The following is a 25,725-nucleotide window of genomic DNA, read 5'->3' as shown; positions in this document are numbered from 1 at the left end:
GTCCTCAATCGCCGGACGGGCTGGGTTTCACCAACCGGCGTCAATTCACTGACGTAGCAGTGCAGTTCAGAGAGGTACCCCATCATGAGCACCCTCCCCAAGATCGCCTGGATCGGCCTCGGCATCATGGGCTCCCCCATGTCCGAGAACCTGATCAAGGCGGGTTACGACGTCACCGGCTTCACCCTGGAGCAGGACAAGCTGGACCGCCTGGCGGCCGCCGGCGGTACCGTTGCCGGTTCGATCGCCGAGGCCGTGCGGGACGCCGACGTGATCATCACGATGGTGCCCGCGTCGCCGCAGGTCGAGGCGATCGCGTACGGTCCCGACGGCATCCTGGAGAACGCGCGCTCCGGCGCGCTGCTGATCGACATGTCGTCCATCACGCCGCAGACCTCCGTCGACCTGGCGAAGGCCGCCAAGGACAAGGGCATCCGGGTACTGGACGCGCCGGTGTCCGGCGGTGAGGCCGGGGCCGTCGAGGCCGTACTGTCGATCATGGTCGGTGGCGAGCAGGCCGACTTCGACCTGGCGAAGCCGATCCTCGAGGCGCTCGGCAAGACCATCGTGCTGTGCGGTCCGCACGGCTCCGGCCAGACCGTGAAGGCCGCCAACCAGCTGATCGTCGCCGTGAACATCCAGGCGTGCGCCGAGGCCGTGGTCTTCCTGGAGAAGTCCGGCGTGGACCTCAAGGCCGCGCTGGACGTCCTCAACGGCGGCCTCGCGGGCTCGACCGTGCTGACCCGGAAGAAGGACAACTTCCTCGCCCGCGACTTCAAGCCGGGCTTCCGCATCGACCTGCACCACAAGGACATGGGCATCGTCACCGACGCCGCCCGCAACGTCGGCGCCGCCCTGCCCGTCGGCGCCGTGGTCGCCCAGCTGGTCGCCAGCCTGCGTGCGCAGGGCGACGGCGGCCTGGACCACTCGGCCCTGCTGCGGGCCGTGGAGCGCCTCTCCGGCGCTCAGCTCTGAGACTTCCGGGTCGCGGCGCCGCTGACATCTGTCCTGTCGCGCCCAGGTGGCGCCGCGGCCCGGAATCAACTTCAACAAACTGTTGACGTTCGGTTTCTCCCACTCCTAGGCTCCACCAAGCGGAAGAAGTTTTCCGCTGCCACCCGCACGGAAGTGCTACCGCACGGAAGGTCCACGATGTCGAAGCGCGTGCTCACGACCGAGTCCGGCGCCCCGGTCGCCGACAACCAGAATTCCGCCTCCGCCGGCATCGGCGGACCGCTCCTCCTCCAGGACCAGCACCTCCTGGAGAAGCTGGCGCGCTTCAACCGCGAGCGCATCCCGGAGCGCGTGGTGCACGCCCGCGGCTCGGGCGCATACGGCTACTTCGAGGTGACGGACGACGTCACCGGGTTCACGTACGCCGACTTCCTGGGCACGGTCGGCAAGCGCACCGAGGTCTTCCTGCGCTTCTCGACGGTGGCCGACTCGCTGGGCGGTGCGGACGCGGTCCGCGACCCGCGCGGCTTCGCGGTCAAGTTCTATACGGAAGAGGGCAATTACGACCTCGTCGGGAACAACACCCCGGTGTTCTTCATCAAGGACCCGATCAAGTTCCCGGACTTCATCCACTCGCAGAAGCGCGACCCGTTCACCGGCCGCCAGGAGCCGGACAACGTCTGGGACTTCTGGGCGCACGCCCCCGAGGCCACGCACCAGGTGACCTGGCTGATGGGCGACCGCGGCATCCCGGCCTCGTACCGCCACATGAACGGCTACGGCTCGCACACCTACCAGTGGACGAACGCCGAGGGTGAGGCCTTCTTCGTCAAGTACCACTTCAAGACCAACCAGGGCGTCCGCTCCCTGTCCTCCGAGCAGGCCGCCGAGATCGCGGGCAAGGACCCGAACTCGCACCAGACGGACCTGCTGCAGGCCATCGAGCGCGGGGTGAACCCGTCCTGGACGCTGTACGTGCAGGTCATGCCGGCGGCCGAGGCGGCGGACTACCGCTTCAACCCCTTCGACCTCACCAAGGTGTGGCCGCACAAGGACTACCCGCTGCAGCGCGTGGGCCGCCTGGTCCTCGACCGCAACCCGGACAACGTCTTCGCCGAGGTCGAGCAGGCAGCGTTCTCCCCGAACAACTTCGTCCCGGGCATCGGCCCCTCGCCGGACAAGATGCTCCAGGGCCGCCTGTTCGCCTACGCGGACGCCCACCGCTACCGCCTGGGCGTCAACCACACCCTGCTCGCGGTGAACGCGCCGAAGGCGACGACCGCGCAGAACTACGGCCGCGACGGCTTCATGGCGACCAACTCCCAGGGCCGCGGGGCGAAGAACTACGAGCCGAACTCCTACGACGGCCCGGTGGAGACCGGCCGACCCCTGTCGGCCCCGCTGGCGCTGACCGGCCACACCGGCACCCACGAGGCCCCGCTGCACACCAAGGACGACGACTTCTTCCAGGCGGGCGAGCTGTACCGCCTGATGTCCTCGGACGAGAAGTCCCGTCTGATCGCCAACATCGCCGGCGGCCTCTCCCAGGTCTCCCGCGACGACGTGATCGAGAAGAACCTGGCCCACTTCCACGCCGCCGACCCCGAGTACGGCAAGCGCGTGGAGGAGGCGGTCCGCGCCCTGCGCGAGGACTGACCCACAGGCGGCCCGCGACCGCCGGACGGCCCGGATGAGGGGTGGCCGGCCGGCGGTGGCGGGCGAGGCAAGGACCGCGGCGGCGTGCGAGCCAGTGCGGTGGTGAAGGTCCCGGGCACTGCTTCTTCGACCTGAGGGAAGCGGCGCCGCGGTTCCGTCGCACCCGCCGCGGTCCCAGCCACCTTCCCCACAACCCACCGACTCCGTCCGGCGGCGCGAACGTCCTGTCGCGCCCAGCCTCGCACCGCCGGACGGCCACAACCGAAGACCTCACCGGCCGAGCGGCGCCGGATGCGGACGGTCCCGCATCCGGCGCCTTTCGGCGTTCGTGGGGGTGCGGATCGGCGCGGCCCGCAGGACGCTGAAGGCATGGCACATCCAACGGAGCATCCGCACATCGTGGTGCACTCGCCGGCCCTGGACGGCTCCCGACGAGTGACGGAGGGCGACGAGACGCTGGGGATCGCCACCCACGTGGACGACGTCAGCGAGATCCTGCGCCTGGCCGACCTGTACGTCACGGACGTCGAGGAGAGCGACCTCATCGAGTGGCAGGGCGGCGGCCCGGACGACTGGCCCGGGCTGTCGGAACACCACGAGGGGCCGTGAACACGTACGTACATCCGGGAACGTAGGACGTCTACGCAAACCTCAAATCCTGCTCTGAACATGGTTCAAGAGGCTTCAGCCGCCCCCACCCGAGGGGATATTCACGTCACATGGGGCCCGTCGGCACGGGGGCGGCGGGCCCCATGCCGGGGGAAACGGGGGATCGCACGGGGGAAACGGGGGACGGCTCCTGGGAGCCGGGCACGCGAAAGGGGCGGCCCAACCGGCAGGTTGGACCGCCCCTCAGCTGTCGGCCGGGTCAGACCTTCAGCGTCCTGATCGACGTCGGGGCGTGCCCCGGCTCCGTCGCGAGCTCCTCGAACTCGACGATGTTGCTGATGTCGTTGGTGGTCGACATGGCGATGTTGGTGACGCGCTCCAGGATCGCCTCGACGACGACCGGCACCTGGAACTCGGCGGCGAGCTTCTTGGCCTGCTCCAGGGCCGCACCCAGCTCGTTCGGGTCGGTCACCCGGATCGCCTTGCAGCCCAGGCCCTCGGCGACCTTGACGTGGTCGACGCCGTAGACGCCGAGCTCGGGCGAGTTGATGTTCTCGAACTCCAGCTTGACCTGGAAGTCGATGTCGAACGCCCGCTGCGCCTGCCGGATCAGGCCCAGGTAGGCGTTGTTCACCAGGACGTGGACGTACGGGATCCTGTGCTGTGCGCCGACCGCCAGTTCCTCGATCATGAACTGGAAGTCGTAGTCGCCGGACAGGGCGACGACCTGTGCCTCCGGGTCTGCCTTCGCGACACCGAGCGCGGCCGGGATGGTCCAGCCGAGGGGGCCCGCCTGGCCGCAGTTGATCCAGTGGCGCGGCTTGAAGACGTGCAGCATCTGGGCGCCTGCGATCTGGGACAGGCCGATCGTCGAGACATAGCGGGTCTCGGGTCCGAAGGCCTTGTTCATCTCCTCGTAGACGCGCTGCGGCTTGATCGGGATGTCGTCGAAGTGCGTACGGCGCTGGAGAGTTGCCTTCTTCTCCTGTGCCGAGGCCGCCCACGCGGAGCGGTCGGGGAGCCTGCCGGCCGCCTTCAGCTCCCTTGCCACCTCGACGAAGAGCTCGAGAGCCGCCTTCGCGTCGGACGCGATGCCGTAGTCCGGGGCGAAGATCTTGCCGATCTGGGTGGGCTCGATGTCGACGTGGACGAACTTGCGGCCGGCCGTGTAGACGTCCAGCTTGCCGGTGTGGCGGTTGGCCCAGCGGTTGCCGATGCCGAGGACGAAGTCGGACTCCAGGAAGGTCGCGTTGCCGTAGCGGTGCGAGGTCTGCAGGCCGACCATGCCGGCGTTCAGCTCATGATCGTCGGGCAGGACGCCCCAGCCCATCAGGGTCGGGACGACCGGGATGCCGGTCAACTCGGCGAACTCGACGAGGAGTTCGGCCGCGTCGGCGTTGATGACTCCGCCGCCCGCGACGATCAGCGGCCGCTCGGACTCGTTCAGCAGCCCGATCGCCTTCTCGATCTGGGCGCGGGTCGCGGCCGGCTTGTACGCCTTGAGCGGCTCGTACGTCTCCGGGTCGAACTCGATCTCGGTGAGCTGCACGTCGATCGGCAGGTCGATGAGGACCGGGCCGGGACGGCCGGAGCGCATCAGGTGGAAGGCCTGCTGGAAGACGCCGGGGACCTGTGCGGCCTCGAGCACCGTGACCGCCATTTTCGCGACCGGCTTGGCGATCGAGGCGATGTCGACGGCCTGGAAGTCCTCTTTGTGGATCACGGCGGTCGGGGCCTGGCCCGTGATGCACAGGATCGGAATGGAGTCCCCGATCGCCGAGTACAGGCCGGTGATCATGTCGGTCCCCGCGGGCCCCGAAGTGCCCATGCAGACACCGATGTTGCCCGGGTGCGTGCGGGTGTAGCCCTCGGCCATGTGCGAGGCGCCCTCGACATGGCGGGCGAGGGTGTGGTTGATGCCGCCGGAGGCCTTCAGCGCCGCGTAGAACGGGTTGATCGCCGCGCCGGGCACACCGAACGCGTTGGTGATGCCCTCGCGCTTGAGGATCTCAACTGCCGCACGGGCAGCGGTCATACGTGCCATCGAGTACTCCTGCTTCGGCTGTCGGACCAGCCCTCCCGTCGCGCCCCGCGGTGGGCTCTTCCGTAATCGACTTCCCTATCTAGTTTCCACATTGCGGAAACTATTTTCTACTATCTGGAAACAATGTAGGTGGGCGAGGGAAGGCCGTCAAGAGACGGACAAGCGGGGGCCCACTGGGGGACGATGTGGGCCATGTCAGAGAGCGTCTCGGTGCGCTGTCCGGCCTGCCGGCGCGAGCACCTCTATGCGGCGCCGTCGTATCCGTGCACCTGCGGGGCGCCCGTCGCCCCGCAGCTGGACCGGCACGGGACGGCGACGGCCGTCACCCATCGGGCCTGGGCGGAGGACTGGGTCACGCTGCAGTGCGGCTCCTGCGGCCGCCGGGACCAGTGGCCGCGCCCGGAGCTGGGCTGTCCGTGCGGGACGGTGCTGCGGATCGCGGTGGCCGGGCAGACCGCCGCGGCGGAGGCGGGCACCGGGGCCGCGCCCGCCCCGCCGAGGCGCCGCCGGCCCTTCCAGCCCGTCACGATCCGCACCGCCCGGGACGCGGTGACGGCCGCCGCCGTGTATCTGCGCTGGCTCGGCTGCCGGGACATCCGCCGGGCCGACCAGCGGCCCCCGTCCGGCATAGGAATCGCCGCCCGTGGCCTGCTGGCCCAGGTCGACCCGACCGTACGACCGGCCTCGCTGCGGGACGTGGAGTGCCTGTGGCTGACCGCCATGACGGAGTCGGCGGCCTGCGTCTACTTCTCCCTGGCCGGCTACGCCACCGACGCCCGCACCCGAGCGGACACCCTCGGCGTCCCCCTGTTCGTCCTCGACCTCACGGGTACACCGCAGCCGGTCAACAGCCTCGCCGACGAGCTGGACGCCACCGGGGTGCGGTAGTTCCGCACGGAAAAAGCGGGGGCGCCGTGGGCACCCCCGCTCGAACGACGTTCACGGAACTACAGGGCGTACTTCTCCCGCAGCTCCACCTTCCGCACCTTCCCCGACACCGTCATCGGGAAGGCCTCCAGGATCTGCAGCCGGCTCGGGACCTTGTAGTGGGCCAGCCGGCCCTCGCAGAAGGCGCGCACGTCCTGAAGGGTCGGCGGGTCGGCCGGGTCGCGAGGGATGACGCAGGCGAGGACCTCCTCGCCGTAGCGCTCGTGCGGTACGCCCACGACCTGGACGTCCGCGATCTTCGGGTGGCCGTAGAGGAACTCCTCGATCTCGCGCGGGTAGATGTTCTCACCACCCCGGATGATCATGTCCTTGATGCGGCCGACGATCTCGACGTAGCCGTCCTCGCGCATCACCGCCAGGTCCCCGGTGTGCATCCAGCGGCCGGGGTCGACGGCCTCGGCGGTCTTCTCGGGCTCGTTCCAGTAGCCGAGCATCACGCTGTAGCCGCGGGTGCACAACTCGCCCGGGACACCGCGGGACTGGGTCACTCCGGTCGCCGGGTCGACGACCTTCACCTCGATGTGCGGCAGGACCCGGCCGACCGTTCCGGTGCGGTGTTCCAGGTCGTCGTCCCTGCGGGTCTGGAGGGAGACCGGGGACGTCTCCGTCATGCCGTAGCAGATGGAGACCTCCTCCATGTGCATCTCGGCGACCACCCGCTTCATCACCTCGACCGGGCACGGCGAGCCCGCCATGATGCCGGTGCGGAGGGTGGAGAGGTCGTAGCTCGCGAAGTCGGGGAGGTTCAGCTCCGCGATGAACATGGTGGGGACGCCGTACAGGGATGTGCAGCGTTCCTGCTGGACGGCCTCCAGCGTGGCCTTCGGGTCGAAGGACGGCGCCGGGATCACCATGCACGCACCGTGCGAGGTCGCCGCGAGGTTGCCCATCACCATGCCGAAACAGTGGTAGAAGGGCACGGGGATGCAGATCCGGTCCTGTTCGGTGTAGGCGATCAACTCGCCCACGAAATAACCGTTGTTGAGGATGTTGTGGTGGGAGAGGGTGGCCCCCTTGGGGAAGCCCGTCGTGCCCGAGGTGTACTGGATGTTGATGGGGTCGTCGCAGGACAGCTCCTCGTACGAGGCCTCGGCCATCCCGCGGCCGAGCAGCGCCTGCCAGCCCGGGTCGCCGATGTACACGACCTCGCGCAACTCGGGGCAGCTGCCGCGCACTTGGTCGACCATCGCCCGGTAGTCGCTCGTCTTGTGGCTGAGGGAGGCGAAGAGCAGTGAGATCCCGGCCTGCTTGAGGACGTACTCGACCTCGTGGGTGCGGTAGGCCGGGTTGATGTTCACCATGATCGCGCCGATGCGGGCGGTGGCGTACTGGACGAGCACCCACTCCGGGCAGTTGACCGCCCAGATGCCCACCCGATCGCCCTTGGCGACCCCGCTCGCGACCAGCGCCCGCGCCAACTCGTCGACGTCCGCGCCGAATTGGGCGTATGTCCAGCGCCGCCCGGACGGCACGTCGACGAGCGCCTCGCGGTCCGGCCAGGTCGCCACCGCCCGGTCCAGGTTGGCGCCGATGGTGTCCCCGAGCAGGACGGTCGGGCTCGTCCCGTGCGTGTACGACAGTCCGGTCACCGGAAGTCCTCCTCGCGGTACTCGTCGGCCGAGCCCGCGGCGGTCGCCTCGCGCAGCTCGATCCGGCGGATCTTGCCGGAGACGGTCTTGGGCAGCGGCGCGAACTCCAGGCGGCGGATCCGCTTGTACGGTGCGAGGACCTCGCGGGAGTGCTCGAACAGCACCTTCGCGGTGTCGGGGCCCGGCTGCCAGCCCTCGGCGAGGACGACGTACGCCTTGGGGACGGCGAGGCGCAGTTCGTCAGGGGCGGGCACGACGGCCGCCTCGGCCACCGCCTCGTGCTCAAGGAGCGCGCTCTCCAGCTCGAAGGGGCTGATCTTGTAGTCGGAGGCCTTGAAGACGTCGTCGGCGCGGCCGACGTAGGTGATGTAGCCGTCGGCGTCGCGGGAGCCGATGTCGCCGGTGCGGTAGTAGCCGCCGGCCATCGCCTCCGCCGTACGGTCCGGGTCGCCGTGGTAGCCGGTCATCAGGCCGACGGGCTGCGCCGACAGGTCGAGGGCGATCTCGCCCTCGGTGGCTCCGGGCGCGCCCGTCACCGGGTCGAGGAGCTCCACCTTGTAGCCCGGGCTGGGCCGCCCCATCGAGCCGGTCTTGAGCTCCTGGCCCGGGCTGTTGGCGACCTGCACGGCCGTCTCGGTCTGCCCGAAGCCGTCCCGGATGGTGACGCCCCAGGCGCGCCGGACCTGCTCGATGACCTCGGGGTTGAGGGGCTCGCCCGCCGCCACGACCTCGCGCGGCGGGGTGCGCAGCTGGGTCAGGTCGGCCTGGATGAGCATCCGCCACACGGTGGGCGGGGCGCAGAAGGTGGTGACCCCTGCCCGGTCCATCTCGGCCATCAGCCGGCCCGCGTCGAAGCGGGTGTAGTTGTGGATGAAGACGGTTGCCTCCGCGTTCCACGGGGCGAACAGGTTCGACCAGGCGTGCTTGGCCCAGCCGGGCGAGGAGATGTTGAGGTGGACGTCACCGGGCTTGAGGCCGATCCAGTACAGGGTCGCCAGGTGGCCGATCGGGTAGGAGGTGTGGGTGTGCTCGACCAGCTTGGGCCGGGCGGTGGTGCCCGAGGTGAAGTACAGCATGATCGGGTCGTCCGCGAGCGTGGGGCCGTCGGGGAGGAACTCGGCGGGGCCGAGGGCGTACGCGTCCTCGTACGGCTCCCAGCCCTCCTCCGGCAGACCACCGACGGAGATGCGGGTGTAGGCGCCGGGGACGTCGTCGAACTTGGGGGTGTCCTCGGCCCGTACGATCACGTGCTTCACGCGTCCCCGCTCGACACGGTCGCGCAGGTCGGCGGGGCCGAGCAGCGGGGTGGCCGGGATGACGACGGCGCGCAGCTTCATCGCCGCGAGGGCCGTCTCCCACAGCTCGGCCTGGTTGCCGAGCATGACGAGGATGCGGTCCTCGGCGCGGACACCGCGCTCACGCAGCCGGCTCGCCACCCGGTCGGAGCGGTCGGACATCTCCGCGAACGAGACCCGGACCTCGCTCCCGTCCTCCTCGACGATGTGCAGGGCGGTCCGGTCGTTGCCGTCGGCGATGACGTCGAACCAGTCGAGCGCCCAGTTGAAACGCTCGGGCCGGGGCCAGCTGAAACCCTCGTACGCCTTCGCGTAGTCCTCGCGGTGCTCCAGCAGGAAGTCCCGCGCACTGCGGAAGAGCTCCGTCGCCGTCGTCATCGTCGTTCCTCCTCATCACCGGACCATTGCCGGGCGGCTCTCTGCCATCGTGTAATCCGTGATGCAGGTCTCACTACCCCCGAACGGGGGTGTGCGCTGCAGGGAAAGGGCAAGCAGGTGACAGCAGACGCGGCCGGGGCGGTCGAGATACGCAATGCGCTGGTACGGCTGCGGCGCACGACCGGGCTCCCGGTCGCCTTCGGCGGCCTGGTGGAGCCGGGGCGCCGGCACATGCGCATCAGCGAACTCAGCGGCACCGAGACACCCGCGCTGAGCGGACTGCCGGTGACCTCCGGCAACGGCCTGGGCGGCCGGGCGGTCGCGCTCGCCAGGGCGTGCGCGGTGACGGACTACTCCTCGTCGCGGCAGATCAGCCACGAGTACGACATCCCGGTCGCCACGGAGGGACTGCGTTCGATCCTCGCGGTGCCGGTGGTGGTGCGACGCCGGGTGCGGGGTGTGCTCTACGGCGCCCTGCGCACGGCGCAGCCGCTCGGTGACCGGACGCTGGGCGCGGCGATGGAGGCCGCGCGGGACGTGGAGCAGGCGCTGGCCGTGGGGGACGAGGCGCGGGGGCTGCTGGCGGCGACCGCCCGCACCGAGCGGGACCGGGATCCGGTGGCGGGTGCCGCCTGGGAGCAGGTGCGGGAGGCCCATGCGGCCCTGCGGGCGCTGGCGCCGCGGATCGCGGACCCCGCGCTGCGGGCGGAACTGCTCGGCGTGTGCGGGCTGCTGGCCCCGAAGGCCCGGGGCGGCCTTTCCGAGGGGCTGGACCTGGCCCCCCGTGAGCTGGACGTGCTGGCCTGTGTGGCAGCGGGAGCCACGAACGCGGTGGCCGCCGAGCGGCTCGGTCTGCGTGCCGAGACGGTCAAGGGGTACCTGCGGTCGGCGATGCGGAAACTGGGTGCTCACACGCGGGGCGAGGCGGTGGTCGCGGCGCGTCGGGCGGGGCTGCTGCCGTAGCGCTCTATTCGTTCACCGGAGCTTTGAATTTCACCATGCCTGACTGTTGTTATATCCCTCACCACGTGCTCCGTCCGAAATTCAAGGAGAGATTGCCTAGAATTTGGCCCGAACACGACACTTGGAGGGGAGCGTGCCTGTGCGAGGGGACTTGAGGGAGCCTGCCAGACGCCACCCCGACCTGGTCATCGGCCGGGACGAACTGCTCAGCGCGGCGCGCGAGCAGCTCGCGCAGGGCGGCAGCGTGCTGCTCCACGGCCCCGCCGGAATAGGAAAGTCGACCGCTCTGCGGGCATTGGCATCCGAATACGGGACAGCCGCCCGCACCGTGCTGCGCTGCTCGGCGACCGAGTCGGAATCCCACCTCCCGTTCCTGGCCCTCGCCGACCTGCTCGGCCTGGTCGTCGACCAGGTGTACGACAAGCTGCCCACCGCCCAGCGCACGGCACTGGAGTCGGCGCTCACCGGCCGCGGCGAGTCCACCCTCCAGCGCGACGGCCTCGCCCTGCGCCTGGCCGTCCTGTCCGCGCTGCGCGCGCTCGCCGCGCAGGGCCCCGTCCTCGTCGTCGCGGACGACCTGCAGTGGCTGGACCCGGCGAGCGCGGAGCTCCTCGGCTTCGCCGCCCGCCGCCTGGGCGACACCCCGGTGCAACTGCTGTGCGCGGTGCGCACGGAGGGCGAGGAGTACGACCGCCACCTGCACGCGTCGCCGCCCGACACCCTGGCCGTACGGCTCGGCGCGCTCTCCCGCGCCCAGGTGTCGTCCCTGCTCGACCACCGCGGCTACACCGGACTGCCACGTTCCACCGTCCGGGACATCCACCGCACCAGCGGCGGCAACCCGTTCTTCGCCCTCGAACTGGGCCGCGCCCTGGCCGAGAGCCCGACCCCGCCGCGGCCGGGCGAGCCGCTGCCGGTGCCCACCTCGCTGCGCGCCCTCGTCCTGAACCGGCTCGACATGCTCTCCGTCGAGGCCCGCCGCACCCTCCTGGTGGCCAGCGTGGGCGCCCGCCCCACCCTGGCCCTGCTGCACGACGCCGGCCGGGAGAACGCCGAGGCCGAGACCGCGCAGGCTGCCGACCTCGGGCTGCTGGCCACCGAGCCGGAGGGCCCCGCCGTACGCTTCGCGCATCCGCTGATCTCGGCCGCCCTGTACGCGGAGGCGCCCGCGCAGGAGCGGCGCGCCGCGCACGCCGCGCTGTCCACGGCGGCCTCCGACCCGATCGAGCGTGCCCGCCACCTCGCGCTCGCGACCACCGGCACCGATCCGGAGGCCGCGGCCCGGCTCGCCGAGGCCGCCGCCCTGGCCCGGGACCGCGGGGCACCCTCGGTCGCCGCCTCGCTCGGACTGCTCGCCGCCCGGCACACTCCGGCCGATGGCGAACCGGGCCCGGACGAGCACCGACTGCAGGCCGCCGAGGACGCGATCACCGCCGGCGAGGTGGACCTCGCCCGGGACATCGCCCGCGACGTGCTGACCCGGGCCGCCGAGCCCGCGGACCGGGTGCGGGCCTGGATGGTCGTCATCGAGGCCGCGGGGCAGGCCCTCGGCGAGGTCGACACCGTCTACCCGCAGGCGCTGGCCGACGCCGGCGACGACCCCGGGCTGCTGGCCCTGGTCCACTACCAGCTGGCCTGGCGCGGCCTGGTCGTGGAGGGCGACTTCGCCATCGGCCGGGAGGAGGCCGCGCACGCCGCCGAGCTGGCGGCCCGGGCCGGCGACCGGCGCACCGAACTCCTCGCGCTGGCCTTCCAGGCGACGACCGAGACCCTGATGGGCCACCCGGACGCCCCCGCGACCATCAAACGCGCGCTGAAGGAACCTCAGCTCCCAGACGTGGCCTGCCACCACAACGGGGCGGGCGCGACCCGCTACCGCTGGCTGATCATGAGCGACCAGCTGCCCGAGGCCCGCTCCACCGTCAACGCGCTGCTGCGCGAGGCGCGCCGGCGCGGCATGGTCGAGAGCGAGGTGCACTTCGTGCGTCTGCTCGCCGAGACCGAACTGCGCTCCGGGCACTGCGGCCGGGCCCTCGACCTGGCCCGGGAGAGCATGCGGCTGGCCCGCGACTCGGGGATCGGCGAGGTGCCCTCCGCCGTGCTCGCCTCCCTCACGGAGGCCTCCGGCGGGGACGTGGAGCGGGCGCTGACGCTGGGCCGCGAGGCGGTGGAGCAGGCCGAGCGGGCCGGCGACCAGATGTACATCTCCCGGGGGCTGACCGCGCTCGGCCACGCCCAGCTGGTCGCCGGGGACGCCGAGGGTGCGGTCCGCTCCCTGCGCCGGGTGCGGGACCTGGAGAACGGGCTCGGCATCACCGACCCCGCGCGCGGCCGCTGGCACGGCGACCTCGCCGAGGCCCTCGTCCGTATCGGCGAGACCGACGAGGCGCAGCAACTCCTCGACATGGCGCGCGAACACGCCCTGCGGCTCGGGCGCGAGGGCGTGCTGGCCGTGCTGGACCGGGCCGAGGCACTGGTGCGTGCCGCACGCGGGGAGCACGAGGCCGCACTCACCCAACTGACGTCGGCCCAGGACCGGCTCGCCACACTGGGGTACGGCCTGGAGGAGGCACGCGCCGCGTTCGCGCTGGCGTCGCTGCGTCCCGGCCGGCCGGGTCGCACGTCGTACGACGAGGCGGCCCGGCTGTTCCGGCGTTGCCGGGCGCTGCCGTGGGTGCGTCAGGTGGAGGCGGCCGCCGTGGCGAACCCGGTGGAACCGATCCCCCTCACCGCCGCGTCAGAGGGCCTGGAAGGGCTCGCCGCGATGGAACGCCAGGTCGCCGCGCTCGTCATGGAGGGCGCGACCAACCGGGAGATCGCCGCGCGGCTGTTCATCAGCGTGAAGACGGTCGAGGCAACACTGACCCGGGTCTACCGCAAGCTGGGGATCCGCTCGCGCGTGGATATCGTCCGTTTGGCGGCGGCACGGCGAGCGAAGTGACGGCGCGCCAGGTTAACTGAACCCGACCGAGGGTTTTCCCTCACGCAACCCCCTAGGGGGTTCCCTCATTGGGAGCCGGGGGTTCCGCGTCCTAGCTTGAGGACGTGCCGCTCGCCCGGGCATACGGGGGTCGGTCCCGCGACCCCCGTGCACAACCCCCCACACCCGCGCGACCCCCCACCGGCAACCCCCACTGAGGAGACTCATGTTCGGGTCCAACCGTGCCAGGAAGACCGCCGCGGTACTCACGGCGACCGCTGCAGCGGCCGCCACCGCACTGCTCGGCGCTCCTTCCGCGGCAGCCGCGCCCCAGCCCATCGTGGGCGGCACCACGACCACGACCACGGCCTACCCGTTCGTCATGCAGATCACGGACGCCTCGCAGAACCAGTTCTGCGGCGGCACCCTCGTCTCGGCCACCAAGGTGATCACCGCCGCTCACTGCATGGTCGGCGAGACCACCAGCAGCGTCAGAGTCGTCGGCGGCCGCACCTATCTGAACGGCACCAACGGTACGGTCAGCAAGGTCAGCAAGATCTGGATCAACCCGGACTACACGGACGCCACCAACGGCGACGACGTGGCCGTACTGACGCTGTCGACGTCGATGCCGTACACGACGGCCTCGTACGTCTCGTCGTCGGACACCTCGGTGTACGCGGCCGGCACCACCGCCCGCATCCTCGGATGGGGCACCACCTCGGAGAACGGCAGCTCCTCCAACCAGCTGCGGACCGCGACCGTGCCGATCACGGCCGACTCCAGCTGCAAGAGCTCCTACGGGTCTGACTTCGTCCAGACCGACATGGTTTGCGCCGGATACACATCCGGCGGCACAGACACCTGCCAGGGCGACAGCGGCGGTCCCCTGCTCATCGGGGGCGTCCTGGCAGGGATTACTTCTTGGGGCAACGGCTGTGCGGAGGCCGGGTACCCGGGTGTCTACACCCGGCTGACCACCTTCTCCAGCCTGGTGACCGCACAGGTCAACTCGTAGGACGGGTACCCCAGAAGATCTCCTGAGCACTCCTCAGGTGACAGACAAGGGGGCGTTGCGGGCTACCACGAGCAGCTCGCAGCGCCCCCTTTCCATGCGCTACTTGTCGCGCATGGGGCACTACTTGTCGGCGGTGAGCTTCCCCGCCGCGCCCCAGCTGTCCGTCGGCACCTCGTGGATCCACACCTGAACGGTCTCGGCCGGGATCCTGTACGCGTCGACGAAGGCATCGGTGATGCGCTTGACGAGGTCCCGCTTGAGCTCGGTGTCGCGGGGACCCTGCTGGACGGTGACGATCGGCATGGCTGAACTCCCTTGAGTGACTTGCCTGTTGGGGCCTGTTGCGGTCCCTTTCGGTGAGTCCAGTCCATCGCGTCGGGCGTCCGCGACCAAGAATCAGACCGCGACCGCAGCGATCAGTTCTCGTGATCGCCGCAGGCCAGCAGCAGGGTGTCCAGGTGCGGGGGCGGGGCACTGACGGGCACGGCGAGGCCCGTGGACAGGGCGAGGCCCGGCGCGCGGAACGGCACGAAGGCGACGCGGAGGCTGTGCAGCACGCGCGCGTGGGACGCGTACACGACGGTCCACAGGGGGCGGCTGCCGATGGTGGCGAGGATGTTCTGGAGGGAGCCGCTCGCCGGCCCGGGCAGCGGCTCGAACCCGGCCTCGTGACAGGCGCCGACGACCAGGTCGACCAGGGCGGGGTTGTTGCGGCGTTCGGTGAGGGCGAGCGGCAGCTCGGCCAGCTCCTCGATGCCGATCTCCTCGCGGCCGGCAAGGGGATGCGTGGCGGGGAGGGCGGCCACCAACGGGTCGGGCCACAGGGGCAGCACGCGTACACCCGGCACCGGTTCGACGGCCCGTACGAAAGCGGCATCCAACTGGCCGCCCGCGACCCGGGCCAGGCGTTCGGCGACCGGCAGCGAGAACAGCTCCACGGGCACGTCCGGCGCACGGCGCGCGAACGCCGCGAGCACACGGTCGAGATGCACGCCCAGGCCCGTACTGGTGCCGATCCTCAGGCCGGGCAGCGGGGCGACCGCGGCACGCGCCCGGTCGGCCGCCGCCAGCACCTCCCGCGCCTCGGGCAGCAGCCGCTCCCCCGCCGCCGTGAGCCGCACCCGGCGCGGCGTCCGGTCGAACAGCTCGGCGCCCAGCTCCCGCTCCAGACGCTGTATCTGCATGCTCACCGCGGACTGCACGATGTGCAGCCGCTCGGCCGCCCGTCCGAAGTGCAGCTCCTCGGCGACGGTCACGAAATAGGTGAGCTGCCGCAGTTCCATGGGCTCGACTCTAGAGGGGCCCCGCGGGGAGCTGTTTGAATGAGCGCCGGAAGGCACCGACCCGAGGGAGCGATACGCATGGTGTCCACGGACCGTTTCCTCGCCTTCGCCGCGATGTCCCTGCTGGTGATCGTGATTCCGGGACCCAGCGTCCTGTTCGTCATCGGCCGCGCGCTGGCCCACGGCCGCCGTACGGCGGTGGCGACGGCCGTCGGCAATGTCTTCGGCTCGTATCTGCTGGTGGTGGCGGTCGCGATCGGCATCGGCTCGCTGGTGGAGCGCTCCGTGGCGGTGTACCTGGCGGTGAAGCTCGCAGGCGCCGCCTATCTGGTGTACCTCGGTGTGCAGGCCTTCCGGCACCGGGGGCAGCTGAAGGCGTCGGCGATCCGGACGCAGCCGGCGGGACCGGCGCGCGGCGATCTGCGCACGGTGCTCGACGGTGTGCTCGTCGGGGTGACCAACCCGAAGGGAGTGGTCTTCTTCGCCGCCGTACTTCCCCAGTTCGTGAACCACGCGGCGGGCCACGTACCGCTGCAGATGCTGCTGCTCGGCCTGATCCCGATCTCGATCGGCCTGGTCACGGACACCCTGTGGGGCCTGACCGCCTCGGCCGCCCGCACCTGGTTCGCCGGCTCCGACCGCCGTCTGTCGATGATCGGCGGCGCGGGCGGCTTCGCGATGATCGGGCTGGGCCTGACGGTGGCGGTGACGGGCCGGGCGGACTGACGGTCACGCAACCACGGTCCCGAAGCGGATGTCGTACGACGACCCGGGGTGCATGGTGTCCAGCATCCTCACCCCTTCTTCCGCGAGGTCCGCGCGCTGGGCCTTGGTGAGTGTGCCGAACGGCTCGATGACGAGGGCGCCCTCCGCCAGCCTCCACACCCCCGCCAGGAAGCCGTCGACGAGGAACGTGCAGTAGGCCTGGTTGCCCACCCAGCTGCGGCCCCAGTACTCGGCCGGGACGACCCGGGTGCGGTCGGCATGCGAGAGGAGCAGGTTGTCGAACTCGGGGAGGAAACGGGGCGGGGCCGGAGTGTCGGCGTCGGGACGCGGTGCCTCCGGCAGATCGAAGAGCTCGACGCCGCGCTCGTCCCGAAAGGTGACGAGCTGCGGACTAAGCCGCTCGAAGGCCTCGCGCAGCCGGGTCAGACCGGCCCAGGTCTGCATGTCCTTGACGGAGGCGGGACCGAAGGCGGCGAGATAGCGGAGCACCGTGGCGTCGGGGGCGGGCGCGGCTCCGGCGCCCGGCGCCGGGGCGGACGCGGCCGATGATGCCGCGCCAGGCGCAGTCACGGCCGACGCGGTCTCGGCCGACGGGACGCCTTCGGCGAACGGTACATCCGACGGCGGAGCAGTCTCCGCCGACGCAGCCACGCCCGACGGCGTCACGGCTGACGCGGTCTCGGCCGGTTCGCCCCCGGCCGGAGGAATCGCAGCCGCCGAAGTCGACGGGACGCCTTCGGCGAACGGCATGCCCGGCGCCGGGGCAGTCGCCGCCGACGCAGCCGTGCCCGGGGCGGTCTCGGCCGGCGAAGTCGCGGTCGGCGTGGCCGGGCGCGCGGCCGGGCCGCGACCCAGCCAGTGCTCCGCGGTGGTCAGGGCGACCTGACCGCTTCGGCCCCACAGGCCGCGCGGGGTGACCTGGACGAGCGGGAGCTTGCAGCGGGCTGCGATGGCGAGGGCCTGTGGGTCGGCGTCGGGCCACTCGGTCTGCAGGGCATCGCGCAGTTGCTTCATGGTGCGCGGCTCGGCCTCGACGAGATCGCGGGCGAGGGCAGCGAGCCGTTCGAGGTCCACGCCGACAAGTCCCCTGCGGAAGTTGGTGAGTTCACGGTCACGGGCCGGCTGGACGAGCGGACGCAGGGTGAGGGCGTCGGCGGCGGTGTGGGTGTGGATGGTCGAGCGCATGGTGACGATACGGACGACCTCGCGGTCCGCCATCAGCCCGGACAGCTCCTCGGGGGTGAAGCCGTCGAGGCGGGCGGCGAGCGCGTAGTACGGCGGCTTGACGTTCTGCGCCTGGAGCCCGAGAAGATGCTCGACGGCGGCCTTGGCGGAGAGCGGCGACCGGCGCAGGAGCAGCTGCCGTCCGAGGGTCGCTCGGTTGAGAGCGCGGGTGCCGAGCACAGGAGCCGTCGCTGTCGTCTTCGTCATGCCCCGCACGCTAGCCGTGCTTGCGGACACCTGCTGTCCGCAACTCTCACCGAGCCCCGGACGCCCGGGTCACCCCGGCGCCGTTTGCCCCGTATATCCTGCCGGGGATCACGCAGCCGCAGGTTCGACCCGGGAGGCAGCCGCATGTCCGAGCGACGCACCCTCCCCCACTCTCGACTTCGCTCGAGCGGGAGGTACCCCCATGGCCTCCGGTAATGGGAGGAAATCCGTCTGGCGCCGTGCGCTGACCCCACCGCAGCCGCCGGCATCGAACAGCACACCGGCCCCGGCCGAACCGGCACCCCCGGAGCCGTCGGAGGTGGCCAGCGTCGTCCAGGCGGCGCTGTACCGGGACGGCGTCCGCGTCTCCGCCCCCGCCACCCTCGCCGAGACCTTCCGCGAACTGCGCGACCAGCCGTCCGGCATGGCCTGGATCGGCCTCGCCCGCCCCACCGAGGGAGAACTCCTCTCCCTGGCCGCCGAGTTCGACCTGCACCCGCTGTCGGTCGAGGACGCGATGGAGGCCCACCAGCGCCCGAAGCTGGAACGATACGGCGACACGCTCTTCGTCGTACTGCGGGCGGCCCGGTATCTCGACGCCCCGGAGGAGGTCGACTTCGGCGAGCTGCACGTGTTCGTGGGACCCGACTTCGTCATCACGGTCCGCCATGGCGCCGCCCCCGACCTCTCCGCGGTCCGCCGCCGTATGGAGGAGTCGCCGGAGCTGCTGAAGCTGGGCCCGGAGGCCGTCCTGTACGCCATACTCGACGCAGTCGTCGACGGTTACGCCCCGGTGGTCGCCGGCGTCCAGAACGACATCGACGAGATCGAGACCGAGGTCTTCCGTGGCGACCCGGAGGTCTCGCGCCGCATCTACGAACTCTCCCGCGAAATGGTCGAGTTCCAGCGCGCCACCCGCCCCCTGGTCGGCATGCTGCACGGTCTGATCGCCGGGTTCTCCAAATACGGCACGGACGACGAACTCCAGCGCTACCTCCGGGACGTCGCCGACCACGTCACCCACACCAGCGAACGCGTCGACGGCTTCCGCCAGGCCCTCACCGACATCCTCACGGTGAACGCGACGCTGGTGACCCAGCAGCAGAACGCGGAGATGCGGGCGCTCGCGGAGGCGGGGTTCGAGCAGAACGAGGAGATCAAGCGGATCTCCTCGTGGGCGGCGATTCTCTTTGCTCCCACACTCGTGGGAACCATCTACGGCATGAACTTCAAGCACATGCCGGAGCTGAGTTGGAGCTTCGGATACCCCTTCGCGATCGGCCTGATGGGGGCGGTCTGCGTGAGTTTGTATGTGATTTTCAAGCGACGGGACTGGCTCTAGAGGCCGTCCCTGACCTTTTGTGGGGGGCGGATGTGCCACTCGAGCATCCGCCCCTCATACACAACGGGCACTCGCGGTACGGGGGTCACCGGAGCGCTGTTCTCCACCGAGTCGCACAGATCCGCGAGCATGAGATCCATCCGCGGCCACAGCATGCGGTACTCGGGATCGCCGAACGACATCTCCCCGATCTCTCCCCAGTGATGATGCCGGTGGTCCACGAACAGCAGATCGCCGGCGATGTTCCGGGCGAGGGGAACCCATTGGCCGTCGGCGATGCGGCCGAGGACCAAGTCCTCCTGCCCTCCTCGCGGGCGTCCTCCACCATCGAGACGAGATCTCGATGAGCTTCCAGGATTCCGTCGACGTCAAGGAGGCTGTAGCCGAGGAGAAAGGCTCCCGGCTCCGTACTGGCCCTCCGCATGGTGACGCCATTGTGCAGTCCGAGGATTGTCCTCACATCCTCGTGGAGGGAGAAGCCGAGGCCATCTTCCAGACGCTTGATCCCGCCGACCGGACAACCCGGTCGCAAGGCCCCATGGTCTCCCGGAGCATGCTCGGCCAGCCAATCGTCGAAGCGCTGCCACAACTCGGTAAGACCAGGTATTCCGGTAGCCATGAGCACTTCTGTACCACGTGGTGGTTGCTCCGCAGGAAGAGCGGGTGTTGGTGGCGGCGATGGCGATGGCGGCGGCAGGACCGCGCACCCGCGGCGGCGCGCTCGGTGAAGAGCCGGACGACGTCCGGCCACGGCGTGGTCCGCGCGGCGGCCTCTTCGACGGACATCACAGTCGGAAAGGGTTTTCGCCCGAGGGGGACGAAACGTACCTTGTGCTGCTGATCAGCTTTTTCTTCTTGTGTGCGAAAGAGGCTTCGCGGTGGGGCGTCCCGAACTACCGGTCGACCCGGCGGCCGGTCCGGTGCAGCGGCTCGCCCATGATCTTCGGGAGCTGCGCCGTTCGGCGGGTGGCGTGTCGTACCGGGCCATGGCGAAGAAGGCCGGCTTCTCGGTGACGACCCTGGCGAAGGCCGCGAGCGGCGAGCGACTGCCGTCGTTGGCCGTGCTCCAGGCGTACGTCCAGGCGTGCGGGGAGGACCCCGCTGCCTGGGAGGCACGGTGGGCGGAGGCCGAGGCGCTGTCCGGGGAGGAGAGGCAGGAGGGTGCCGACGCCGCCCCGCCCTACCGTGGCCTCGCGCGTTTCGAGCCGGATGACCGTGAGCTGTTCTTCGGCCGGGACCGGCTGATCGACGAGCTGAGCGAGCTGGGGTCCGGGTCTCCGTTCGCCGTGGTGTTCGGGGCGTCCGGCAGCGGCAAGTCCTCCCTGCTGCGGGCCGGTCTGATTCCCCTGCTGCGGGAGAGGATCGCGAAGCAGGGGCGTTCGGCGGTCCTTCGGATCCTCACTCCGGGAGCCCGGCCCGCCACCACCTACGGCCATCTGCTGACGCCCGAGGCCGACGAGCCGGAGAGCTGGGTGGTGGTCGATCAGTTCGAGGAGGTCTTCACCCTCTGCCGCGAGCGCGCCGAGCGTGACCGCTTCCTCGACCTTCTGCTCGCCGCACGCGACCCGGGCAGCCGACTGCGCGTGCTCATCGCCGTACGCTCCGACTTCTATGCGCGGTGCGCCGAGCACCCGCGACTGGCGGAGGCGCTGCACGGCAGCGGGCTCCTGGTCAGGCCGATGACCGCGGACGAACTGCGCGAGGCGGTGGTCGGTCCCGCGCAGGCGGCCGGGCTCATCGTGGAGCGGACGCTGACGGCGCGGATCGTCGAGGACGTGCTCGACGAGCCCGGCGGACTGCCGATGCTGTCGCACGCCCTGCTGGAGACCTGGCGCCGGCGCAAGGGACGGATGCTGACCCTGGCCGCGTACGAAGCGGCCGGCGGGGTGCGCGGCGCGATCGCGGCCAGCGCCGAGGAGGCGTACGGGGAACTCTCACCGGCACAGGCGCACGCTGCCCGGCACCTGCTCCTGAGGATGGTCGAGCCCGGCCAGGGCAACGCCGACACGCGCCGCCCGCTCGGCTGGGAGGAAATGGCCGGGTGGGAGGACCCCGAAGTGCGGGCCGTCGCCGGGCGGCTGACCCGGGCCCGGCTGCTGACCACCGACGACGACGGAGTGCAGCTCGCCCACGAGGCGCTCATCACCTGCTGGCCGCGGCTGCGCGAGTGGATCGACGCGGACCGGGAGCGGCTGCGCCACCACCGGCAGCTGACCGACGCCGCCCGCACCTGGCTGGAGCACGACCGCGACCCGGGCACGCTCTACCGGGGCACCCGCCTGGCGCGGGCCGAGGAACTGTTCGCGGGCGAGGACCGCGGCTACGACGGTCTGACGTCCGAGGAGACGGCCTTCCTGGTCACCGCGGCGGAGCAGCGGGCGGCGGAGGAGCGGGCCGCCACCCGGGCCCGGCGCCGGAGCCGCACGCTCACGGCCTCGCTCTGCGCCGTGCTGGTGGTGGCCCTGGTCGTCGGCCTGACCGCGCTGCGACTGCGTCAGGACAGCGAGAAGCAGACCACCGACACGGCGGCCCGCCGGGTCGCCGCGGTCGCCGACGCGCTGCGCACCACCGACCCGCGCACCGCGATGCTGCTCGGCGTCGCCGCATGGCGCACTTCTGAGCTGCCGGAGTCCCGCCGAGCCCTGCTGGGCGCACTGGCCCAGCCCGAACTGGACAACTTCACCGACCCGGCGCCCGGTGACGAACCGACCCGGATCCTCGACAGCTCCGGGCGCACTCTGCTCAGCCTCGGCGACACCACCTGGCGGACTTGGGATGTGGACACCCACCGCCGTATCGCCTCGGGGTCGGTACCGCACGGGACGCTGCTCGGCGCGGGTCCGGGCGGCCGGGTGCTCGTCATCCAGACCGCCCGGCAGACCCAGCGGCTGTGGGACACCCGAACGAAACGCTGGATCGGGGATCCCCTGCCGTTCGAGGACACCGTGAGCTTCGGCGCGAGTGGCCGCAATTACCTGGTGACGAGCATGTTCGGCGACCGGGCTGGGCTCTACTCCTCCACCGACGGCCATCTGGTCTTCCGAACCCCCTCGGCCGGCAGCGGGGAGCTCGCCGCCGCGGCAGCCGACGACGACCGGCTGCTGGCCGTCTGCCCGCACGGTCGGGCCCCGCAGGTCTGGGACACCTCCGCGCGCAGCGTCCGGACCGGTGCCTGGACGAGCGCTCGCGGCGTCTGTGATGGTGACCGCACTCTCTTCGGCCTCACCGGCGGCCGGCTCCTCGCTCTCACCGGGGGCCGGGTGCGGGTATGGGACACCACGTCGGGACGAAAGCTCGCCGACGTCGCCCACCCGGGTGTCCTTTCGGCCGTCGTGAGCGCGGACGGCTCGTTCCTGGCGACCGGCGGCGGCCAGGAGATCAGCGTGTGGCGTCTGTCCAAGGGCGGCGCCCCTGTTTTCCGTCACTCCCTGGACAACGAGTCGCTCTCCGGTCTCGCCTGGGACTCCTCGCGGCCCCTGCTGCGGTACCTCGAAGGAGGCACGGTCCACACCCTCGACCTCACCACGACGCTCAACCGCGCCTGGCGCAAGAGTCCGCTCGCCGGGGTTCGGCTCAGCCCCGACGGCAGGACGCTCGCCACCGCCGAACGTGTCGGTGACCGCTACGTCTTCCAGCTGCGGAACACGCGCGACGGCCGTCTGCTGCGAACCCTGCCGCCCCCGTCACGTTCCTTCTTCCGCCCCGGCAACCGGACGGTCCCGGGGGAGGTCACCGAGCCTTTGCTGTCCTTCAGCCCCGACGGAGGCATGGTCGCGTACGGAGTCTCCGCCCCCTGGGACACGGCGCCTCAGCGTGTGACGGTGTGGGACGTGGCCGGCGGACACGCGAAGACCACTGTGGACCTGGCGACGGCGTCCACGACGTCTACGGACGCGATCGCTCTGGGACCGGGCGGTCGTACGCTCCTCACCGCACGTTTGACCGAGGACGGCTACTTCAACGAGACATGGGACACCACGCGGCAGCGCAGGACGGCGCTCCTCCCCGGCCCGGGCGGCCGCATTCCGGCCGTCAGCCGGGACGGCGGGCTTCTCGTGACCGACAACCGCGTCGTCCGAGCCGGCCGGTCCCACGTCCAGGACCTCGTCCAGCACGACGGCATCGAAGAAATCGCCTTCGCCCCCGACGGCTCCCGCATGGCGGCCGGCGACGAAACCGGGCGGGTGGCCATCTGGGACGGCGACCTCCGGCACCGAGCCGGCATCCTGAGGAACGTCTTTCCGGCGCCCGCCGATCCGTCCTCCGGCTCGGCCGAGGCGATCAAGGCTCTCGCCTTCAGCCCGGACGGCAGCACGCTCGCCGTGGGCGGCGACGCGGGCACCGTCCAGCTCTGGGACATCGCAACCCAGCAACCTCTCGGTCCTCCTCTGCCCACCCACGGTGAGAGCATCGACACGCTCGCCTTCAGCCCGGACAGCAGCATGCTGTACGCGGGCGGCGAGCACGTCCCGCTCCAGCGGTACGTGGTGGATCCGGACCGAGCGGTATCCCTTGTCTGCGCCCGTGCCGGGAACACGGAGCTGACCCGGGCGCAGTGGCGCACCTACGTTCCGGACCGGCCCTACAGGCGGATCTGTCCCTGACCGTCTCCGTGGGTGGTACCGGCAGCAGTGGCCCCTCTTTCGCTTGCCGTAGTGGACCTCGGCCCAGCCCTGGGACTTGCGCCGGTAGGGGGCGAAGCAATGCTCGCCCGCCTCACCTTTTTTGATGTGTCCACTGAGCGTGGTGGTGGCGCCGGCGGTCTTGCCCACCTCCCGTTTCTCGGTCTGCGAGACGCCGGCGGACACGGGGGCGAACCGCACGGGGGAGGTGCCCGCGCAGTTGGACACCGGGTTGCCGCCCTGATGCCCCTTGCCCGGTTCGGTCCGCACCTTGGCGGTGTTGCAGTCCCGGAGCACGTCGGGCTTGTCGTCGCCCCGGCCAGCGCCGGTGTTGGCGTCGGTCGTCCCCGTGGAGAGGGGGATCAGCGCGAGGGACAGGGCCGATGCCAGCACGGCCGCTCGGCGGCGGACGGTCTTCCGGACCTTCATGGACAGCTCTCCCGTCGGATTCCTCGACCCGCAGACCGGGTCGGGCTGCTGCCCCGGCCGAGGGGGGAGTCGGACCGAGGCAGCGACGGGTCGATCTTCAGGGGCCCGGGAGTTGTCCCTCCAGCCGTCCCCCCAGGTCGGACAATCCCAGCCGCTGCGGCCGGCCGGTCCGCCGACGTCCACAGGGTTGTCCGACCTGGCAAAAGGGAGGTGCCAAACAACATTCCGGTTGCGAGCGTCGGTGCAGCAAGGCCGGCTCCCGGCACACCGAGTCATCCGAGGAACAGCGCATGGCCGCCACGGACGCGACGACGATCCCTGAATCGAGAGCGCCTCAACAGCCCGCGCCGGGGCCACCGCGACGCCGCAACCGCAAGATCACCGTCTTGCCGCAAGGCGTCGCCGTCGCTCCGGGAAACGTGCGCGGGGCGACCGCGCGGGCGAGGGCTTCGGCGCCCTGCGCGAAGAGGCGGGCGGGGCGCCGAGCAGGTTGCCGAGCAGCCGCCGTACGCCGGTGGCGTCCTGCACCTGCGTTCGCCCGCCGGCTGTTGCCCGACGGTGTCGATACCGAGCCTCGCGGTGGGAGTGAGGTAGAGACGTGGGGCAACGACAGCGTTACGTCCGGACAAGTCATGCGGAACTCGATCCTCCGGAATTGTCTGCGGCGGCAAAAGGGGCCTGCCAAACAACCTCCCGGCTGTGAGCGTCGGTCCTGACCTCGCTGCACGTCGAACAACCGGAGCACACCATGCCCACCAGCGTCCTCATGGTGGTCGCCTTGTCCGTCCTTCTCGGATTCCTGGTGATCATGCTGGCGCCGAGGGACACCGACACATCCGCCTCGACGGCGGAGGACCAGGTGACGATCGACGCGGAGACCGGCGCCGGCGAGAAACACATCGACTTTCCACAGGTCCGCTGGAACATCAAGCGCGGCTCGGGCTCCTATCTGACAATGCTCGACCAGCTGCGCAACCTCGCCGAGACCTCGGCCGACGGCCGCGTCATGCGCAACGTCGACACCGGGGTGAACGCCGTCATCACCGACAACACGGAGACCCGGAGTTTCGCCGACGTCGTGATCAGCACCGGCAGCCACATCCCCGCCGTGCATGCGATCGTGCGGCTCAGCGACTTCTGCGTCGTGCGGTTCTTCTCCAGCGACACCCCGCACAACTTCGTCCTGAACCTCGTCTCCGACGTCCCCGGCAAGGAGGACGCCACCGACGACAACTGGTTTCTCGGCAAGGGCTACGACGCCCTCGCCCGCGTCGCGGACCAGTCGCTGACCGAAGTCAACCTGTGCGAGTCCAGCCTCGAGAACAGCCTCAGGGACCTCGGCGCCCGCGGCACGGACCGCACGGCCCAGGCCCGCGGCATGCTGCGCTACATCATGGCCATCACCGAGGCCTCCCGGTTCCGCCCCATCGCCAACCGCATCGCGAACGGCATGGACAGCGGATCCGACGTCTTCGTCACCGCACAGCAGGCCGGCCTGATGCGTGACTAGACCGCATC

At 70.8% G+C, this 25,725-nt stretch carries 19 protein-coding genes; 12 read left to right on the top strand and 7 right to left on the bottom strand.

Annotated features, from left to right (window positions below; genetic code table 11):
- Positions 1–84: 84 nt before the first annotated feature.
- The 3 genes from IH68_RS0128420 (at position 85) to IH68_RS0128410 (ending at position 3,219) form a co-directional block, all read left to right on the top strand.
- On the top strand, positions 85–975 hold the full coding sequence (locus tag IH68_RS0128420; RefSeq protein WP_030940475.1) for a 2-hydroxy-3-oxopropionate reductase: 891 nt from the start codon (positions 85–87) through the stop codon (positions 973–975).
- A gap of 177 nt (positions 976–1,152) precedes the next feature.
- Positions 1,153–2,610: a catalase gene (locus tag IH68_RS0128415; RefSeq protein ID WP_030940472.1), complete on the top strand. Its 1,458-nt coding sequence runs from the start codon at positions 1,153–1,155 to the stop codon at positions 2,608–2,610.
- Positions 2,611–2,979: 369 nt separating this feature from the next.
- Positions 2,980–3,219, top strand: coding sequence for a hypothetical protein (locus IH68_RS0128410; RefSeq protein ID WP_030940469.1), 240 nt, complete (start codon positions 2,980–2,982; stop codon positions 3,217–3,219).
- A gap of 259 nt (positions 3,220–3,478) precedes the next feature.
- Here the strand turns inward: IH68_RS0128410 and gcl are convergent, their stop codons facing one another.
- The gene (gene gcl, locus IH68_RS0128405; protein WP_030940466.1) at positions 3,479–5,263 is read right to left on the bottom strand and encodes a glyoxylate carboligase; all 1,785 of its coding nucleotides are present in this window, start codon (positions 5,261–5,263) and stop codon (positions 3,479–3,481) included.
- 183 nt (positions 5,264–5,446) lie between these two features.
- On the opposite strand from gcl, the gene IH68_RS0128400 reads away from it, so the two are divergent.
- Complete coding sequence (locus IH68_RS0128400) at positions 5,447–6,151, top strand: hypothetical protein (protein ID WP_030940463.1); 705 nt, start codon at positions 5,447–5,449, stop codon at positions 6,149–6,151.
- Positions 6,152–6,210: 59 nt separating this feature from the next.
- Here IH68_RS0128400 and IH68_RS0128395 read toward each other — a convergent pair whose 3' ends face one another.
- A complete protein-coding gene (locus tag IH68_RS0128395) occupies positions 6,211–7,800 on the bottom strand; it encodes an AMP-binding protein (protein WP_030940460.1) in 1,590 nt (529 codons plus the stop codon).
- Positions 7,797–9,473 carry an AMP-binding protein gene (locus IH68_RS0128390; RefSeq protein ID WP_030940458.1) on the bottom strand — a complete coding sequence of 559 codons (1,677 nt, stop codon included), beginning with the start codon at positions 9,471–9,473 and terminating at the stop codon, positions 7,797–7,799. Before IH68_RS0128390 ends, IH68_RS0128395 begins: the two co-directional genes overlap by 4 nt.
- A 117-nt stretch (positions 9,474–9,590) precedes the next feature.
- On the opposite strand from IH68_RS0128390, the gene IH68_RS0128385 reads away from it, so the two are divergent.
- From IH68_RS0128385 to IH68_RS0128375, 3 genes are all read left to right on the top strand, one after another.
- Positions 9,591–10,436: a helix-turn-helix transcriptional regulator gene (locus IH68_RS0128385; RefSeq protein WP_030940454.1), complete on the top strand. Its 846-nt coding sequence runs from the start codon at positions 9,591–9,593 to the stop codon at positions 10,434–10,436.
- A gap of 133 nt (positions 10,437–10,569) precedes the next feature.
- Positions 10,570–13,377, top strand: coding sequence for an ATP-binding protein (locus IH68_RS0128380; RefSeq protein ID WP_030940451.1), 2,808 nt, complete (start codon positions 10,570–10,572; stop codon positions 13,375–13,377).
- A 205-nt stretch (positions 13,378–13,582) separates the two neighbouring features.
- On the top strand, positions 13,583–14,374 hold the full coding sequence (locus IH68_RS0128375) for a S1 family peptidase (RefSeq protein WP_030940448.1): 792 nt from the start codon (positions 13,583–13,585) through the stop codon (positions 14,372–14,374).
- 120 nt (positions 14,375–14,494) lie between these two features.
- On the opposite strand, the gene dmpI is transcribed toward IH68_RS0128375, so the two are convergent.
- Both dmpI and IH68_RS0128365 read right to left on the bottom strand, forming a co-directional pair.
- Positions 14,495–14,677 (bottom strand): 4-oxalocrotonate tautomerase DmpI, encoded by a 183-nt coding sequence (gene dmpI, locus IH68_RS0128370; RefSeq protein ID WP_030940445.1) that lies wholly within the window; start codon positions 14,675–14,677, stop codon positions 14,495–14,497.
- 113 nt (positions 14,678–14,790) lie between these two features.
- Positions 14,791–15,657, bottom strand: coding sequence for a LysR family transcriptional regulator (locus IH68_RS0128365; RefSeq protein ID WP_030940441.1), 867 nt, complete (start codon positions 15,655–15,657; stop codon positions 14,791–14,793).
- Positions 15,658–15,735: 78 nt separating this feature from the next.
- On the opposite strand from IH68_RS0128365, the gene IH68_RS0128360 reads away from it, so the two are divergent.
- On the top strand, positions 15,736–16,383 hold the full coding sequence (locus IH68_RS0128360) for a LysE family translocator (protein ID WP_030940439.1): 648 nt from the start codon (positions 15,736–15,738) through the stop codon (positions 16,381–16,383).
- Between the two features lie 3 nt (positions 16,384–16,386).
- On the opposite strand, the gene IH68_RS53625 is transcribed toward IH68_RS0128360, so the two are convergent.
- Positions 16,387–17,814 carry a winged helix DNA-binding domain-containing protein gene (locus tag IH68_RS53625; protein ID WP_078912635.1) on the bottom strand — a complete coding sequence of 476 codons (1,428 nt, stop codon included), beginning with the start codon at positions 17,812–17,814 and terminating at the stop codon, positions 16,387–16,389.
- 202 nt (positions 17,815–18,016) lie between these two features.
- On the opposite strand from IH68_RS53625, the gene IH68_RS0128345 reads away from it, so the two are divergent.
- The gene (locus tag IH68_RS0128345) at positions 18,017–19,156 is read left to right on the top strand and encodes a magnesium and cobalt transport protein CorA (protein ID WP_030940436.1); all 1,140 of its coding nucleotides are present in this window, start codon (positions 18,017–18,019) and stop codon (positions 19,154–19,156) included.
- On the opposite strand, the gene IH68_RS58350 is transcribed toward IH68_RS0128345, so the two are convergent.
- The gene (locus tag IH68_RS58350) at positions 19,153–19,449 is read right to left on the bottom strand and encodes a hypothetical protein (protein WP_234341628.1); all 297 of its coding nucleotides are present in this window, start codon (positions 19,447–19,449) and stop codon (positions 19,153–19,155) included. The genes IH68_RS0128345 and IH68_RS58350 overlap by 4 nt on opposite strands.
- A gap of 50 nt (positions 19,450–19,499) precedes the next feature.
- On the opposite strand from IH68_RS58350, the gene IH68_RS58345 reads away from it, so the two are divergent.
- From IH68_RS58345 to IH68_RS0128325, 3 genes are all read left to right on the top strand, one after another.
- Positions 19,500–19,997, top strand: coding sequence for a hypothetical protein (locus IH68_RS58345; protein ID WP_234341626.1), 498 nt, complete (start codon positions 19,500–19,502; stop codon positions 19,995–19,997).
- Between the two features lie 37 nt (positions 19,998–20,034).
- Positions 20,035–23,760, top strand: a complete 3,726-nt coding sequence (locus tag IH68_RS0128335; protein ID WP_030940431.1) for a helix-turn-helix domain-containing protein — start codon at positions 20,035–20,037, stop codon at positions 23,758–23,760.
- A 1,195-nt stretch (positions 23,761–24,955) separates the two neighbouring features.
- A complete protein-coding gene (locus tag IH68_RS0128325; protein ID WP_030940429.1) occupies positions 24,956–25,717 on the top strand; it encodes a ribosome-inactivating family protein in 762 nt (253 codons plus the stop codon).
- Positions 25,718–25,725 lie beyond the last annotated feature (8 nt).

Source organism: Streptomyces sp. NRRL S-646, from assembly GCF_000720765.1.
Lineage (GTDB): Bacteria > Actinomycetota > Actinomycetes > Streptomycetales > Streptomycetaceae > Streptomyces.
The sequence above is the reverse complement of the archived record's forward strand: the minus strand, read 5'-3'. Positions and strand labels throughout refer to the sequence as shown.